Source organism: Pseudomonas sp. BIC9C (assembly GCF_034541995.1).
Lineage (GTDB): Bacteria > Pseudomonadota > Gammaproteobacteria > Pseudomonadales > Pseudomonadaceae > Aquipseudomonas > Aquipseudomonas fluorescens_CC.
The window spans coordinates 425,523-439,353 of the sequence record NZ_JAWDGM010000005.1 but is presented as its reverse complement, the minus strand read 5'-3'; the positions used below and the strand labels follow the sequence as shown (position 1 = coordinate 439,353).

At 54.5% G+C, this 13,831-nt stretch carries 20 protein-coding genes and 1 tRNA gene; 11 read left to right on the top strand and 10 right to left on the bottom strand.

The window, feature by feature from the left end; all coding sequences use genetic code 11:
- Nucleotides 1-49: 49 nt before the first annotated feature.
- Entirely contained in the window at nucleotides 50-523 is a 474-nt protein-coding gene (locus RS887_RS23030; RefSeq protein WP_322617181.1) for a TadE/TadG family type IV pilus assembly protein, read from the bottom strand.
- Nucleotides 524-751: 228 nt separating this feature from the next.
- A protein-coding gene (locus RS887_RS23025) for an IS3 family transposase (RefSeq protein ID WP_322617180.1) occupies nucleotides 752-1,857 on the bottom strand; the annotation gives its coding sequence in 2 pieces (ribosomal slippage) (nucleotides 752-1,659 and nucleotides 1,659-1,857; 1,107 coding nt in all).
- A gap of 519 nt (nucleotides 1,858-2,376) precedes the next feature.
- Between RS887_RS23025 and RS887_RS23020 the strand changes: the two genes are divergently transcribed.
- A tRNA-Leu gene (locus RS887_RS23020) sits at nucleotides 2,377-2,463 on the top strand.
- An 80-nt stretch (nucleotides 2,464-2,543) separates the two neighbouring features.
- On the opposite strand, the gene RS887_RS23015 is transcribed toward RS887_RS23020, so the two are convergent.
- On the bottom strand, nucleotides 2,544-3,575 hold the full coding sequence (locus RS887_RS23015) for a site-specific integrase (RefSeq protein WP_322617179.1): 1,032 nt from the start codon (nucleotides 3,573-3,575) through the stop codon (nucleotides 2,544-2,546).
- A gap of 1 nt (nucleotide 3,576) precedes the next feature.
- Nucleotides 3,577-3,783: a DUF4224 domain-containing protein gene (locus RS887_RS23010; RefSeq protein ID WP_322617178.1), complete on the bottom strand. Its 207-nt coding sequence runs from the start codon at nucleotides 3,781-3,783 to the stop codon at nucleotides 3,577-3,579.
- A gap of 767 nt (nucleotides 3,784-4,550) precedes the next feature.
- On the opposite strand from RS887_RS23010, the gene RS887_RS23005 reads away from it, so the two are divergent.
- Together RS887_RS23005 and RS887_RS23000 are read left to right on the top strand one after the other, a co-directional pair.
- A complete protein-coding gene (locus RS887_RS23005) occupies nucleotides 4,551-4,940 on the top strand; it encodes an SMI1/KNR4 family protein (RefSeq protein ID WP_322617177.1) in 390 nt (129 codons plus the stop codon).
- A gap of 110 nt (nucleotides 4,941-5,050) precedes the next feature.
- On the top strand, nucleotides 5,051-5,488 hold the full coding sequence (locus tag RS887_RS23000; protein WP_322617176.1) for a hypothetical protein: 438 nt from the start codon (nucleotides 5,051-5,053) through the stop codon (nucleotides 5,486-5,488).
- Nucleotides 5,489-5,897: 409 nt separating this feature from the next.
- Here the strand turns inward: RS887_RS23000 and RS887_RS22995 are convergent, their stop codons facing one another.
- The 6 genes from RS887_RS22995 to RS887_RS22970 form a co-directional block, all read right to left on the bottom strand.
- Nucleotides 5,898-6,359 carry a hypothetical protein gene (locus RS887_RS22995; RefSeq protein ID WP_322617175.1) on the bottom strand — a complete coding sequence of 154 codons (462 nt, stop codon included), beginning with the start codon at nucleotides 6,357-6,359 and terminating at the stop codon, nucleotides 5,898-5,900.
- Nucleotides 6,356-6,628, bottom strand: coding sequence for a hypothetical protein (locus tag RS887_RS22990; protein WP_322617174.1), 273 nt, complete (start codon nucleotides 6,626-6,628; stop codon nucleotides 6,356-6,358). Before RS887_RS22990 ends, RS887_RS22995 begins: the two co-directional genes overlap by 4 nt.
- A gap of 149 nt (nucleotides 6,629-6,777) precedes the next feature.
- On the bottom strand, nucleotides 6,778-6,978 hold the full coding sequence (gene csrA, locus RS887_RS22985) for a carbon storage regulator CsrA (RefSeq protein ID WP_322617173.1): 201 nt from the start codon (nucleotides 6,976-6,978) through the stop codon (nucleotides 6,778-6,780).
- A gap of 265 nt (nucleotides 6,979-7,243) precedes the next feature.
- The gene (locus tag RS887_RS22980) at nucleotides 7,244-7,693 is read right to left on the bottom strand and encodes a tellurite resistance TerB family protein (protein WP_322617172.1); all 450 of its coding nucleotides are present in this window, start codon (nucleotides 7,691-7,693) and stop codon (nucleotides 7,244-7,246) included.
- A gap of 318 nt (nucleotides 7,694-8,011) precedes the next feature.
- Complete coding sequence (locus RS887_RS22975; protein WP_322617171.1) at nucleotides 8,012-8,260, bottom strand: DUF1654 domain-containing protein; 249 nt, start codon at nucleotides 8,258-8,260, stop codon at nucleotides 8,012-8,014.
- Nucleotides 8,261-8,422: 162 nt separating this feature from the next.
- On the bottom strand, nucleotides 8,423-9,145 hold the full coding sequence (locus RS887_RS22970; protein WP_322617170.1) for a LexA family transcriptional regulator: 723 nt from the start codon (nucleotides 9,143-9,145) through the stop codon (nucleotides 8,423-8,425).
- Nucleotides 9,146-9,251: 106 nt separating this feature from the next.
- Between RS887_RS22970 and RS887_RS22965 the strand changes: the two genes are divergently transcribed.
- The 8 genes from RS887_RS22965 to RS887_RS22930 all read left to right on the top strand — a co-directional run bounded on the left by RS887_RS22965 (nucleotide 9,252) and on the right by RS887_RS22930 (nucleotide 13,827).
- On the top strand, nucleotides 9,252-9,473 hold the full coding sequence (locus RS887_RS22965; protein ID WP_322617169.1) for a Cro/CI family transcriptional regulator: 222 nt from the start codon (nucleotides 9,252-9,254) through the stop codon (nucleotides 9,471-9,473).
- A 40-nt stretch (nucleotides 9,474-9,513) separates the two neighbouring features.
- Nucleotides 9,514-10,011 (top strand): YmfL family putative regulatory protein, encoded by a 498-nt coding sequence (locus tag RS887_RS22960; protein WP_322617168.1) that lies wholly within the window; start codon nucleotides 9,514-9,516, stop codon nucleotides 10,009-10,011.
- A gap of 1 nt (nucleotide 10,012) precedes the next feature.
- Nucleotides 10,013-10,864, top strand: coding sequence for a hypothetical protein (locus RS887_RS22955; RefSeq protein ID WP_322617167.1), 852 nt, complete (start codon nucleotides 10,013-10,015; stop codon nucleotides 10,862-10,864).
- Nucleotides 10,845-11,261, top strand: coding sequence for a hypothetical protein (locus RS887_RS22950; RefSeq protein WP_322617166.1), 417 nt, complete (start codon nucleotides 10,845-10,847; stop codon nucleotides 11,259-11,261). The genes RS887_RS22955 and RS887_RS22950 overlap by 20 nt, the downstream gene beginning before the upstream one ends.
- Entirely contained in the window at nucleotides 11,195-11,626 is a 432-nt protein-coding gene (locus RS887_RS22945) for an ATP-binding protein (protein ID WP_322617165.1), read from the top strand. The genes RS887_RS22950 and RS887_RS22945 overlap by 67 nt, the downstream gene beginning before the upstream one ends.
- Nucleotides 11,626-12,126, top strand: a complete 501-nt coding sequence (locus RS887_RS22940) for a hypothetical protein (protein WP_322617164.1) — start codon at nucleotides 11,626-11,628, stop codon at nucleotides 12,124-12,126. Before RS887_RS22945 ends, RS887_RS22940 begins: the two co-directional genes overlap by 1 nt.
- Nucleotides 12,127-12,206: 80 nt before the next feature.
- Nucleotides 12,207-13,538, top strand: a complete 1,332-nt coding sequence (locus tag RS887_RS22935) for a site-specific integrase (RefSeq protein WP_322617163.1) — start codon at nucleotides 12,207-12,209, stop codon at nucleotides 13,536-13,538.
- Complete coding sequence (locus RS887_RS22930) at nucleotides 13,507-13,827, top strand: hypothetical protein (RefSeq protein ID WP_322617162.1); 321 nt, start codon at nucleotides 13,507-13,509, stop codon at nucleotides 13,825-13,827. Before RS887_RS22935 ends, RS887_RS22930 begins: the two co-directional genes overlap by 32 nt.
- The last annotated feature ends 4 nt before the right edge of the window (nucleotides 13,828-13,831 follow it).

Sequence of the window (13,831 nt, the reverse complement as noted above, 5' to 3'; positions counted from 1 at the left end):
TTTTGCTAGGTGTGGCCTAGTGTGGCAGTTACGACTCAAAGCCAGCCGGTTATTGCACAAGCTCCGACATTGTCGCATTCAAACTCGAGGGCACGATTAACCCGAGGCTGCCTAATGAACCACCAAATACCGGAGCGAACAGGTAACTAAGAGAAATACTGGCTTGTGTGCCGACAGCGGGGGCCTGGCTGGCCGTGCCCAGAGCGGTGGCGCAGGCGGCGTCGCTCTGGCACAACGCTCCATTCACGGATATGTTGATAGTCAACGTATTATTCAGGCTTGCTAAAGGCGCGATGACTCCCGCAGCTGAAAGCACCGCGTTTTTTGTGTCTGAATACGGGGTGGCATAACCACGCTGGGTGGCCAATAGACGTGCCCCAGTCGACGCTGCACTTGTTAACACGGCGTAGTTGAAGAGCAGCCAGCCAGACTGGAAGATCCCAAAGAGGAGCATCATCAGCAACGGTGCGACGAGTGTGAACTCCACAATCGTTGTACCGGTTTGGTGCTTGGAATTCATCATGTCCCCTCCCAATATCACTGTCCGCCGTGAAAAACTTCATTAGCCCACGCTATTCGCTTGAACATCTGCACGAAATCATTGTTCGTCAATGACTTCCTTATGCAATCAGGGAGTTTGCTTCATGCACTGCTTGTCTGAATCCTAGTCAGCGGGCAACAGATGGGTTAGGACTTTTTTGCCGATCACTATAATTTTTTTGCGGCCATGACTAGGGTCTGTTTGTAGTGGTCAACTAATCCCGGACACGACGTTAAGTTTTTTCTCGGCCTGAGCTGGGGCCAGCCCATCGTTGAACTGGTGCGGTCGAATCCAGTTGTACCGATGCATCAGGTAATGGCTGATGTCTCGGTGCGCTTCTTGGGCCGTCATGTAGCCCACGGTCGGTATCCATTCAGTTTTCAGGCTGCGAAACATGCGCTCCATCGGCGCATTATCCCAACAGTTTCCACGACGGCTCATGCTTTGGCGCAGGCGGTAACGCCAGAGCCGTTGGCGAAACTGGCGGCTGCCATATTGCGAGCCCTGATCCGAGTGGAACAGCAGTCCTTGAGGCCTGCCACGCTGCTCATAAGCCATGTCCAACGCCTTGATCACCAACTCGGCATCAGGCTTGTTCGACAGCGCCCAGCCCACAATTCGGCGCGTGTAGAGATCCAGAACGACAGCCAGGTAATGCCATTTACCCTGCGCCCAGATGCAGGTGATGTCGCCACACCAGACCTGATTGGGTGCCGGCACTTCAAACTCTCGATTCAAGAGGTTCGGAATATCAGGTCGCTCGACCGTCGCTTGTTTGTAGGCATGTGATCCAGGTTGTTTGCTGACTAACGCCAGTTCCCGCATCAAGCCACGCACCTTGAACCGCCCGATTTGCTCGCCATCTTCCTGCATCATCGACACGATGCTGCGACTACCGGCGGCGCTTCGACTTTGCGTAAACAGTTCATTGACCCGACTACGCAACCGAAGCCGCTCAACGTCCGGAGTTCGGCGTCTGAGGCGGTGGGCGTAGTAACACGAGCGAGTAATGTCAAAGACCGCGCAAAGCCAATCGACTGGCTCCTGGGCGCTTAACTGATCAATCAGCGTGTGCGCTCGTGCTCTTCCGACATCAAGAGCGCGGTAGCCTTTTTTAAAATGGATTTCTCCCGCTCAAGGCGAGCGATTCGAGCTTCCAGTTCCTGGATTTTCTGCTGCTCAGGTGTCAAAGCTTTGCTCTGCGGAGTAACGCCGTTGCGCTCTTGCTGGAGTTGGTTAACCCAGCGACGCAACGCGGACTCGACCACCCCAAGCGAGCGACTGGCTTCGATATGGCTATAGCCTTGATCGAGCACGAGGCCGAGAAAAACTTAACGTCGTGTCCTGGATTAGTTGACCACTACAGCTAAAGGCCGTCATGTAGAATGGCAAAAACTGATCAGCATTCCAAGCGCTATCTAAAGCACCTGAATTTCTTGGGGGGAGGATGGGAGGGAGCTGGTGATGGCGCAAACAAAGCGTTCCGCAACCCAAACACAGCCCCTTCAAAGCCGTGGGCTGTAGGTCTTTGAAAATCAGTAGCTTGCGGAACAGGGCATATGCTAACCTACTGATCTGCTTAGCTTTGTTAGTGGATTGCAAATCCGCCTACGCCGGTTCGATTCCGACCTCGGCCTCCACTAATAAACAAGCTCCGTAGATCTATGATTTACGGAGCTTTTTTATTTGCAGTAGCCTGCAAGATTTAGTCTTGAAAAGGGTATTTGCGAACTTGCTTCACCGGGGCGGGATGTATATATTTCCACCTCTGCTGCACAGGCGTCAGAACTGCCAGATCGTTGTTTGGCAAAACCTGGACGCTTCACCGCGCTACCGCCCGAATGGCGAAACTGGTAGACGCATGGGACTTAAAATCCCCCGCTCGTAAGGGCGTGCCGGTTCGATTCCGGCTTCGGGCACCATATAAATCAAGGGTTTGCGAGCGAAAGCTAGGCAAACCCTTGTTCGTTTCTGGTCCGCAATTATTGAATTGGTCCGCAATTCACTTGGTTGGTGAGACTTTCTTCCCCTTACGGTTTCGGATGTACTGCTCAGTCATTACGACGGTCGTATGCCCAAGTTGATCTCTGGCCTGCAAAATGTCGCCGCTTGATTCGGCCTTGTCAGTGCCAGCTTTAGCGCGTAAGTCGCGCATTTGGAACTCGGACTTTGCGACTCCGGCCGCTTCTCTGGCTAAGTCAAATCTTCCGCGCAACATCGCCACTGACATTGGTGTGCCATCCTCTGTAACGATCAGCCGCGTCGAGCGGACCTTGTGTTCTGACTTCCGGGACATAATTCGATCAATCAAAACCTTCAACTCACCAGTGATTTCAATTCGCCGCTTGGCGTTTGTCTTGCCCTGGAGGACCCATATCAGCCCTTCGCGGACGTCTCGCTCATCCATCAATCGTGTGTCGGTCACCCGTTGACCAGTCAAATAAGCAAGGTCCATCGCATCCCGAAGACCCACATCTGCTTTCTCGTACACGCGCTTGAACAGTGCATCCTCGATATAGATGTCCCGCCCCGTCTCCTTGTTGCCCTTTATCCCGGCGCAAGGATTGGCGAGTGCGGTATAGCCAATATCACGGGCGAAGTTCCAGATTGCACTGAGCAGGGCCTTCTCCCTGTTGGCACGCACCGGAGCGGCCTTACGCCAGGTCAGGTACTGGCGGACGTGCAGCGGCTGGATTGTTTCGAGTGGGGCCGGAGGGTCGTCGAAAAATGACATCAGGTTTTTTAACTCCCTGACGTTGTCCTTTTGCGTTGCTGGTTTCTTTGACGGCACCACGTCGACTAAGTACTTCTCGGCCACGTAGCGGAAGGTAATCACCTTGGCCACCAGGTCGGTAGCGGTGCGATCACGCTCGAGTTTCGCGTACTCCATAATCGCCAGGCCGTAGTCGCAGCCTAACGGAATCTCTTTGCGGTCCTTGCCGCCGGTGTCGTAATAATAGAAAACCCGGCCGCTGGCTTTCTTGCGCTCTCTAAACCGGGCAATTGATCCGGGTTTGCTTGGTCGTCGTCCCATGTCAGCTAGCCTTGCGTGGTTTCCATACGAGGTTCTCTGGCTCAAACATACCGACCGCTGTCACAGCCAACGCCGTAACACTTGGCCAGCCATTCACCTTAATGGTGTGCCTGACGCCGTTCTTCTTCAGGTTGAGGATCTGGCCTGCCTTGGTCCGCGCGCCGGTAAGCTCGCAGACCTCTGTGTGGGAAAGAAACTGGATGTTCATGAGCGTCTCCATGCCGCGCTTGGCGGCAGAATGTGGGTGAGTGGAGGTGGCAGTTCGTTTGCTGAAGGCAGCAGGTCGGAGACTGTCGCGCTGATGCTAATTAGCGACTTGCGGGTTCGGGTGAAACCGGGTGGATCGATTTTCTGTGGGCATGGGGATGTCCTTCGCCGATGATCGGCTACAGTTGATGGGTCACTGATATGGAGATCGGATATGAATTGCTTAATCTGTCAGGCTGCCGCCAGGATTGTTCACGCGCTTGGAGACTGGTCGGAGGTCAAATGCTCAGCTGGTTGTGGACACTTCAGAGTCTCAGCGAACCTTGTTGCGAAGATGAAGTTCAAGAACGAATTTTTTGACGTTGAACGAACAAGGCAATGGCTCGCGATGGCTCGGCGGGAGGCGGCGGTACCGTTGATTTCGACCTACGATTACAGTGTTTCTTTATTGCACCGCTCTGCTAATGAGCGATCCCCCAGCTTGCGGAGCCGCTCTGATAAGCCGATAACTACGGAATAAATGGACTTCTAACTTCGGCCCGCTGATGCGCGGGCCGGTGAAGGGTGGGTAGGCGTCACGCTCAACGGCGCAGACGGTGCGCCACCCGAGGAGGTGGCCTCCGAGAATTCCGCCACCAGAGCCTGCGAAAAGAGCCAGCTCATTCATTAATCCTCCATGCAGCCATCGGCCTCGCCGGCTGGCGTGATTCGTTGAAGTGGGGTATTTGTGTTCGTCTTGGCATGGGGCCGGGACAAGGAGGCCTATCAGTGAAAATCAACTCAAGCTGGAGCGGTAACGAGGGGGCCTCTGCTGGGGCTTTGGACACTCTTCGTGCTGCAGCGCCCCGAGAACTACCCTCTGAGTACTACCAGTTGCTGGAATTCAGCAATGGTGGAGAAGGCCCGCTTCCCGATCCTCTCTTTAATTTTTGTCTTGATCCAGCTGAAACGGCCTCGGACTTTGAGCAAATAAGCATGTTTGCGAAAACTGCTCCTGGTCTATTTGTTTTTGGAGGTGATGGCGGTGGTCAGCTGTTTGCTTTCAACCTGCGGGTGGCGGCTCCTTGGTCGATAGTTACCTTCGATGGTGTAGACCCAGACGGGAGCATGCAGACGGTGGCAAACAGCTTTGCTGAATTCACAGCGTTAATCGGTTAGACGTCGCCTTCCGTGACCGGATGCGCAGTGTAGTGGCAAAATAATGCTGCACGGTCTACAAAGATATGGCTTTTGTTCGTCCGATAACGGACTTAATCGGAGTATGTGCAATGGATTTCACACGAGACCCAAACGATTTCCTCAATTACATCACCAAAGTCAAAATGGACTGGGCTCGTGCTTCTTCTGAGTTGCTCGGCCTCGTTGAGCATTGGCAGGATTTGTCGATGAAGCATTTTGCAGGTATGACTTCTATAGCTGCGAAGGAGCGCAGCATCGAGGGAGAGGTCTTGGGTAAGCAGTTTTCCATCGAAATCAACCCAATCTCCCTGGATAAAGTTGGACTGGCAGAAGCTGTATTGTTCTTGCGCCAAGTCGGAGGTTCAAAATCGGAATTGGGTCGATTTAGCGTTCGTCGTGATGGAGCGATTTTAAGCGGCGATGGATCGGTTCTCGTACATCCGCAAGATGATCACTACAGCTACCAAATATTCACCACGATCATGCACGCTGTGGTTGAGGCGCCCACTCCAGTCGATGCCGGATAAACGACAGGTGTCATAGCAGCAGCCGCGTAACTCGTCATACCTGTATGCCCGTTCCAATTTTCGCGACACGTTTTCGCTGATCGTGATTTCGTGTCGCGGCATGTTGGCGAATTGGGCAGACTCCTCGGTGGGAGCCGCTGCTAGGTTAAGGATGAAGGTTGACACCGTCTCCTGCCATTCCTCGAAATCGCGGCGTTGGCCGAGCACCTGAAGTACATCAGTCAGCGCTTTCGACACTATCAGTGCGCGTTTCTCGGCCTATGCGGTCGAGCAAGGCCTGTTCCTTGGCGCACTTGTCGCTCTGAACATCCTTGCTGCACTTGGCAATGGACTACCTCTTCAATTCCGTGAGCAGGTAGATCCAGCCATGTCTGTCGTCGGCGCTGGCGTACCTGGTTGCTGATGCTTCTCATGCTGTCCTCTGCTGATTCCAGACACCCACGGCGTCGAACACCTGGGCGGCTTGCTCTTCAGTCAGCGATATTTCGGCGGGAATGGCGATCCAGCCCGAAGCAACCCGATGATTCGGATTGCTCTCGGCGACCAGGTCTTTGTAGGTTTCCTCGATCACGTCTTCGAGGTGCGCGGCCAGATAGTTGCCTTGGGGAGCAACCTCTACTGATTTAGTGTAGCGGTGCCCTTGTTGATCGCGACACTGGACGCTGACATAGATCGTCCAGCGGTGGGCAATGTCGCAGACTGCTTCTGCCATGCGCTGCCCTGGCGGGATGCTCTTGCAGCTCTTTCTGTTGATCATCCCTTGGCGTCCGCTCGGGTCGATGTGGACCACCGCGACGTGATTGGCATTGAGCAGTGCCCGGCTCGCTCGCTCTAACCGGGTACGCATGTTGTTTGGCTTCCGCTTTTTCATAGAGTCACTGCAACTTGGCGATTCGCTTTTGCTTCGAACTGCATGGCAAGGTCGTGAGCGGCCTTGTAGTCGGCACGGAAGGCGCAAGTCTTGCCGGTGGTGAGGTCTTTAATCTGATACATACCGAAGCTTCCGCCGGCGACTTGGTAGCGCACCGGTTTGGCTGGGGCTCGTCGATCAATACGACTGTAGAACCCGGAGCGGGCGGCCTTTGTTCGTTGCAGCAGTTCACCGACTTCATCGATGCGCTCTTGAGATGATGGATGCATGGTTGATCCCTCGGAGGAGGTTAGGCGTATTCATCAGCACTCCGACCACCTGCTGGTGGCCATTGGGCAGGGAAGGGGGGGATTGATAAAAGGCGGGCGTAAAAAAGCCCGATCGGAGCCGGGCCATTGTTTGCGTCAAAAAGACCTGCTTAAGTGATCGAAGGTGTTGCCATCGCGGACTTCGACAAACCCGCCTGAATGCGCTGCGTGATTTCTTCTCGATGCACCTGGACATCCTTTGGTGCGCTAGTTCCGATACGGACCTGTTTGCCGCTAACACCCAGCACTGTGATCGTGATGTTGTTGCCTATGTTGATGCTTTCGCCTTCTTTGCGAGTCAAAATCAGCATTGTCCATTTCCTTTCGTGAGTGGGTTTCCCAATGCCGCCTTGCAAGAAGCGGCATCAGTGAAACGTCACTGCATTACGCGGATTTCAGTGCGAGGGAACCACTCACCGTCGAGTTTCACCATGCAGCCAACAAACGCGGCGTAGCGAGTTTCTCGGTCAGTCTGGAAGCCGTAGTAAGAGCAAATTGCCCGAGAGGCAAGACTGCTCAGCAACATGCCACCCAGGATCAGTGCCAGCAGGATTAACAGAACCTTTGTCGCGTACTTCACACCTCGATACCGTAGTCAGCCAGGCGCAGGCCGAAGTGCATGCTTATTTCCTTCAGCACCACAAACTCTGCTGGCTCGATCAGGCCGTCAGCCTGGGCAATGGCAAGAATGTTGACGAAGGCTTCCTCCGCATCGGCCGGAACGTTTTTGATGTCGGCCAGTTCCCGCTTGATCGCCAATCGGCCTACTTGAAAGTTGGCGTTCAACTGACCTGTAAAACGATTGATGGTTTCGGTGATCTCGCTGCCGAAGTGCGTCAAATTCGGGTTGGAGCGAATCAATTCATCCAGCTTGGAAACCTCGCTGGCTTCAATCTCACCATCAGCCGCAGCGACCAATAGGCCGCCACCGACAATGGCCTGCATCAAGTCGCGGTTAACGACCTTCTTCATTTCGGCCTGGGCGTTGCCGACTTGTTTTCCGAAGAGTTTTTTCATTCCGAACATGGTGTTTCCTCATACAGGGGAGGGGATTTCCCACATGGCTCTGTTGCCAAGGCTATGTAGTGAAATCTGTTTGGGCTGTCAGCGGGACTCAGATACGGCGCACTTAGGTGGGAGTCGCCCACGCCTGGTGCGTTAGTCTTTTTGCAGCTGACAGCTTTGAATCGATTGGGTTGTTAAAGAGCGGCGGGTGGCCCCGTATTGCCGCTGCGATTCACTGCGGCGAACAAATATTGCCGCCGGGGATATTTAAAGTCAATGCCGCCGGAGATATATTTACGCTCTATGAAAAAAGCCCGTGCTGAGCGGGCTTGCTTTGGGCTAGATATTTGCGGGGAGGTCCCAAGAGATGCGCGCGGTGCAGTCATCTTCTCGATGCACTAGTACGTGCTCGGTTTCTGCTATCTCTTCAAGGAGCCGTTTCCAGTCCTTAAGGCATTCATCTGCTTCCCTGCAAATGACTGCCGTTTTTCGTTTTTGGGCGGCGGGGGCGCTGATGATTTTTTGGATGCGGAATCCAAGAAGCTCAAACGAATTTGGCGGTGTTGGTTTGTTTTTTGGCTTTGCCATAGCACTGCTCCTTTTATGTATGGATACACAGTGAATGGCTTGAATCCTAAGCGCTAAAGATTAACGATTAAAAACAATCATTTAACAGAAAGAAGCCCGCAATTTGCGGGCTTCAGGAGGGAGGTGTCCAAGGGAGTTAGAGACAAATCGAAGGGCTCAAATTTAGATTCTGCCCAGCACCTTGCTGGGGGCAAGAATTGCCCCTACGTAATGGATTCTCTCGATATCAATTCGAGCTACTGTCAGCCGCTCGCCGTAAGCGGAGTTGATCGACATGAGGCTGACCTCTTCTTCGGTCTCGAAGAGAAGTTCTTTAACCATGCTTTGTCCATCAACGGTGGTGACCATCACATACTCACCTGGCACTAGGCGGTGATTGGGTTCGCAGACAGCGACCCACCCGCTACGGATCGCTGGTGCCATTGAGTCACCCTTGAGCCGAAGTGCGTAGGCGTCCTCATCTCTGGAGTAGGTCTCAACCCAGCCAGCTGCCTGGTCAAGGCTTGTCCAATATCCCTCGCTGCCGAGCTGTGCGGTACCTTCGATATTGATTCTGCGAGGTGAGGAATAGATGGGGGGACCAGCCTCGACATTAGATTCGAAGCTGGACTGCGCCATTTTCGCAATCTCATCAGCCAGTCGAGGGCTGAATGACTCCACGGGTTTGGAAATCAATCCGGCAATTGCGCTAGCGACTTTCGCATTCAGTGCGTTGTAGCCGTTCAGGTACGAACTGACGGAGCCCTGATTTATGCCTAGGGCATCTGCGATTTTTCCCTGAGTCAGGGCGTCACGCCGCGATTTGCCTGTGTTGAAGGCATCCACAGCCGCTTTGAGTGCTGAGCACTCTTCTTTTTCCCAGTCTTCGAGTTCGCGTTTTTTCATTCCACGATTATTCCTAGCGGCGATATTTAATCAAATGCCGCCGGGCTTGATTAATTAAATTCCGCCGGAGATACTTGGTGGGTGTTTAATAAAGGAGATCGGCGAGATGAGCCGAAAAAGTCTGGATGAGTTTGCCCGTGCACGTGGGCAAACCAACGCAGCAAATCTGCTTGGGATGTCACAAGGGTCGCTCAACAAAGCTCTGCAGGTTGGTCGTGACATTTTTGTTACTGAACACGCAGATGGCTCTTTCACAGCTGAAGAGCTCAGACCATTCCCGGTCCAAAGCGCAAAAAGGTCGCGTCACCGGATGCTGCCCATTTCATGAGCAAACTTTGAGCGCAACGGCGCCGAGAGAAAACTAGACGATGAAATTGCCAGTACTAGACACCCGCCGCAAAGCCGTCATTGCCGCTGCCAATGCATTTCCGGGCGGACTTGCATACGCCTCTGACTTCCTGGGTGAGGTGAATCTCAAGCGATTCAAGAACCGGATTTACGAGTCGGCAGGGGTCAAGCCCCTCACCGACGATGAGATCTGCACGCTTGAGACTGAAGCGAAAACTACCTTCTTACCGGATTACATCTGCGCAATGTATGGCGGTGTGTTTGTCCGCCTGCCTGAGGTTGCCGATCTGGACAACGTCGACATCCATCGGCGCTCTTTGCGTACCTCTGTGAAACGCGGCCGGGTTGACCAGCTTCTCGCCATGGCACTGGATGACGGCGAAATCACTGCAGCGGAAGCGGCAGATATTTTGGCCGGGCATGCCAAGTACTTGGCTGCACGACACGAGGAGGTGATCGCACAGATTGAATTGTACAAGTCGAATGGCCCCGCCCGAATCCCAAGCGGGAAGGGTTGATATGCAGTTCACCATCACGATCAACCAAGTGAAAGCGCTGGAGTGGGGATTGAACTCCCAGCAGGCGCAATTGTTTTCCTTCGTTTACGAATGCCCCAGCTGGGCCAAAGCAATCAAGACCGATAACGGGATTTTCTTTGTCTTGACCAAGGCAAAGATCATTGAGGAATTGCCTCTGCTCACCGATAAACCCGATACGGCGTATCGGCTTCTCAAAGGGCTCGAAAAAGCAGGTTTGGTGGAGTTATCCAGCACCGCGAACGTTTCGTTGTTTCGCCTGACCGAGAAAGCCAAAGAATGGAATCGCAAGCTGGATGGGTCGGAAAAATATCCGACCTCTGAGGCGTTTGAGGGGCGGAAAAAAATCCGATCTACCTCGGAAAAATCTCCGGGCAAGGTCGGAAAAATCTCCGAACAGGGTCGGAAAAATATCCGAGGAGGGTCGGAAAAATCTCCGACAAATCAGGGTACCAGTAATCAGGGTACCAATCAGGTAACCAGTAATCAGGAAAAGCAGGGCGCTAACGCGCCAGGCAAATCATTAAAATTCGACCCGCTGACCGCCAAACCGGAAAACGTCAGCGTCGAGGTTTGGGCCGATTGGTGCCAGCACCGCAAGGAAATCCACAAACCCCTCACCGCCAAGAGCTGCGAACAACAGGCCAAGGCCTTGGCGAACCATCCAACCCCCGATTCCGTTCTGGCTCTTTCGATCAGCAACGGATGGACGGGGATCTTCCCCGACAAAGCAGTCATCCCCGCACCCGTTCCGACCAGTCGCCATTCCGGTTTTGACACTCGCGATTACAAGGCCGGCACCAAGGAGAACGCCGATGGCACTTTCCGTCTCTAACTTCGGCGCTCACATGGACCGCAAATTCGGCGTCATCGGCCGTCAGCCAGCGAGCTGCTTCGATCATGGCGAATACTCGGCGGTCATCCTCAAGGGTGGCAACCTGTCTGGGTGTCCCAAATGCGCGAGCAACAAGCGCGACATGCAAGAGCTCGAGCGCAAGCGCTGTCAGTTTCGGATAGTTCAGCAGTCATGCGCCCGGATCCCGAAGCGTTTCGCGGAGAAGACATTCGCCGATTTCGTCGTGTCGAATCCGGCCCAGCAGATTGCCCTGGATGCGTGCACCGACTACGTCGACAACTTTCGAAGCATCGCCGTGAAGGTCGCTGCATGTTGCTGTTGGGGAAGGTCGGTACTGGCAAGACCCACCTGGCCATTGCCTCGGCCAGTCACCTGATCAACGAATGCATGGTGAAGGCGATTTACCGCACGGTGGGCACGCTCATCGGCGAGATTCGGGCGACGTTCAATGATCGCTCGGGCGAGTCTGAGGCGCACATCTTGCGTGAGGTGATTGGCGCGGACCTGCTGGTGCTCGATGAAGTTGGTGCAACCAAGCAGAGCGAGTTCGAGCTGGCCACTCTATTCAGCATCATCAATGGTCGTTACGAGCAATGCCGTCCGACGATCATCGTCAGCAACCTGTCTCCCACCGAACTGAACGACGCCATTGGTGCGCGCTGTGTCGACCGCATCCGCGAAAACGGCTGCATTGGTGTGGCATTCGAGTGGGAGTCTCAACGCGGTAAGGAGGGCTTCTGATGAACGCCGCCAAGCAACAAAACATGCTCGTCGGGCAATCGTCGCTCGCTCGCAAAGTATTTCAAGTCGTGCCAATCCAGGAGCGCTGGAGTGCTCACGATATTTTCAATTCGTTGATGGTTGCCGAAACCACGGGTGCCCAGTTTCCGGCCGTACGTCGCGGCTTGGGCGAGTTGAAGGACGCAGGTCTCATTCGCGAACCCGTTAACGGACACTTCCAGCGCACCGCCATCACCAACACGCCCCAGAGAGAACAGAGCATGTCGAAAGAAACCAAGCCGGCCGTCGTTGCTATCAAGAACGCCAAGGGCAGTGCTCTGGATACATTGGCGGTGCTGTCTGGCGAGGTAATCAGCTTTGCCGAGGAAGTAGGGCAACGTATGAAAAAACTGGCAGCGCGGATCGAGGAAGTAGCCCTTTCAGCTGAGTTAGAGCGCGAAGCCAACGCCGAGGCGCTCGAAAAGTTCAAGCAGCTTCAATCTCTGCTGAAGGGCTTCTAAATGCTCAAGCGCTATGGCGCCTGGCTGTGGCCGACCACACTCCAGGCTGTTGACCTTGAAGATCCTTCTGGTGCCCGAGAATGACGGCCTTGATAAAAACCTTAACGGTAAAACTGTCGGATGCCGAGATCGAGCGCAATGCCAAGAAGCTGCATGTCCGCGATCTACGAGATGCCAGTCACCCGGCATTGCACTTTCGTTTTGCGAAGAACCGTTCCCGTGGCTCCTGGTACCTGCTCAACAAACGCACCTGGCACCGTATCGGCGGCTTCCCTGATCTGAGCACCAAGCAAGTGGTCACGGCACTGCCGGCAGTACGTTTGCGGGTGGCTGCCAATGAAGGTTCGGCGCTGTCAAAGTGGGTCACGACCAGCGAGCTGTTGGGATGGTACGCCGAACGCATGTCCCGTGATCGCAGCCTTTCCAGCAAGCGCAAGAGCACTGCCGCCTCGGCCATCAAACGCCACTTGATACCGCGTCTGGGTGATCTGCCTCTAAGCGATATCAACAAGGCCATGCTCGACAGCGAGCTGATCTGGCCGCTCCAGGAAAACTACTCAGCGGGCTATGTGCAGCTGGTGTTTAAGCTTCTGGTTCAGGCGATGAGCCAGGCGTTCAAACTTGGTTTTATCAGCGCTAACCCGATGCTGGGAATCAAATTCAGCGACTTCAGCAAGACGAAAGTCGGAGCCAAGCCTGGCCGGCTACGCGGCGTTCAATTGCCGCAGCTACTGGAGCAATTGTCCCTCGTCATGTCGACTGCCCCTTCCGACGCCATGTTGGCGTTGATGATGCTTTGTCACGGCACGCGCATTGGTGAAACCCGGCAGACACGCTGGTCGCATATCAGTTTGGCTGAGCGCGAGTGGTTCATTCCGGCCGAGCACACCAAGACTGGCGTCGAGCATCACCTGCCGCTGACAGACCAGGTGCGCGAGATTCTGATCCGCTACCGCGAGATTCAGCAGGCCAAAGGGTACGACGGTCAGTTTTTGTTCCCGGCACGCCATGGCAAGGCTCTCAGTGAAGGGCAGGCCAGTGCTGTCTTCACCCGGTTGGGGCAGGGTGAGTGGACCAGCCACGACCTGCGCAAGTTGGCCCGTACCGGCTGGGCTGACCTCGGCGTTGATCACCTGATCGGCGAGCTGCTGATCAACCACGCCATGGGCCACAACGTGAAGGTGTACATCCAGTCGGACGTCATGAGTCGCAAGCTCGATGCCTTGGAGCAGTGGCACGTTCATCTAGACCAGAAGGGGTTTGCCCTGATTCACGGGTTGACCGGTGTTAGATCCGGAGATTCCGGTAATCCTCTGGAGACCTTGCAGAACAAGGCCTGCGAAGCCCTTCAAGAAACAACCATAGGAGAGGATTTAAAACATGAAAAAAGCCCAGGCCCATGGCTTTCGTAAGGCGCAGATCGAACTGGAGCATTGCTCGACCTGCAAGGGAAAAGCCGTGGTACAGGGTGTTTTTTTTGAGCTGGTTTGCAGCGATTGCAATGGCTCAGGTTGGGTAATGGCGGGGAGTCGGTTGGTGCTTTCCACAGACGAATTGGTGACACAGCTCAGCCTCAGATTACAGCGGGCTCAGCGGAAAATTGAAGTGCTCCAGCAGGGCTCGTCGATATCTGGCCCGGCCGAGTACTTCCAAATGAATAACCGTCGGGGTGCTGGCGGATCAAATTATACAGGGGATTGAAAGC

Excerpts from the sequence above, each read along its gene's own strand:
- RS887_RS23030 (WP_322617181.1), bottom strand. The coding sequence starts at position 523 with ATGATGAATTCCAAGCACCAAACCGGTACAACGATTGTGGAGTTCACA.
- RS887_RS23015 (WP_322617179.1), bottom strand. The coding sequence starts at position 3,575 with ATGGGACGACGACCAAGCAAACCCGGATCAATTGCCCGGTTTAGAGAG.
- RS887_RS23010 (WP_322617178.1), bottom strand. The coding sequence starts at position 3,783 with ATGAACATCCAGTTTCTTTCCCACACAGAGGTCTGCGAGCTTACCGGC.
- RS887_RS23000 (WP_322617176.1), top strand. The coding sequence starts at position 5,051 with ATGGATTTCACACGAGACCCAAACGATTTCCTCAATTACATCACCAAA.
- RS887_RS22995 (WP_322617175.1), bottom strand. The coding sequence starts at position 6,359 with ATGAAAAAGCGGAAGCCAAACAACATGCGTACCCGGTTAGAGCGAGCG.
- RS887_RS22990 (WP_322617174.1), bottom strand. The coding sequence starts at position 6,628 with ATGCATCCATCATCTCAAGAGCGCATCGATGAAGTCGGTGAACTGCTG.
- csrA (WP_322617173.1), bottom strand. The coding sequence starts at position 6,978 with ATGCTGATTTTGACTCGCAAAGAAGGCGAAAGCATCAACATAGGCAAC.
- RS887_RS22980 (WP_322617172.1), bottom strand. The coding sequence starts at position 7,693 with ATGTTCGGAATGAAAAAACTCTTCGGAAAACAAGTCGGCAACGCCCAG.
- RS887_RS22975 (WP_322617171.1), bottom strand. The coding sequence starts at position 8,260 with ATGGCAAAGCCAAAAAACAAACCAACACCGCCAAATTCGTTTGAGCTT.
- RS887_RS22970 (WP_322617170.1), bottom strand. The coding sequence starts at position 9,145 with ATGAAAAAACGCGAACTCGAAGACTGGGAAAAAGAAGAGTGCTCAGCA.
- RS887_RS22965 (WP_322617169.1), top strand. The coding sequence starts at position 9,252 with ATGAGCCGAAAAAGTCTGGATGAGTTTGCCCGTGCACGTGGGCAAACC.
- RS887_RS22960 (WP_322617168.1), top strand. The coding sequence starts at position 9,514 with ATGAAATTGCCAGTACTAGACACCCGCCGCAAAGCCGTCATTGCCGCT.
- RS887_RS22955 (WP_322617167.1), top strand. The coding sequence starts at position 10,013 with ATGCAGTTCACCATCACGATCAACCAAGTGAAAGCGCTGGAGTGGGGA.
- RS887_RS22950 (WP_322617166.1), top strand. The coding sequence starts at position 10,845 with ATGGCACTTTCCGTCTCTAACTTCGGCGCTCACATGGACCGCAAATTC.
- RS887_RS22945 (WP_322617165.1), top strand. The coding sequence starts at position 11,195 with ATGTTGCTGTTGGGGAAGGTCGGTACTGGCAAGACCCACCTGGCCATT.
- RS887_RS22940 (WP_322617164.1), top strand. The coding sequence starts at position 11,626 with ATGAACGCCGCCAAGCAACAAAACATGCTCGTCGGGCAATCGTCGCTC.
- RS887_RS22935 (WP_322617163.1), top strand. The coding sequence starts at position 12,207 with ATGACGGCCTTGATAAAAACCTTAACGGTAAAACTGTCGGATGCCGAG.
- RS887_RS22930 (WP_322617162.1), top strand. The coding sequence starts at position 13,507 with ATGAAAAAAGCCCAGGCCCATGGCTTTCGTAAGGCGCAGATCGAACTG.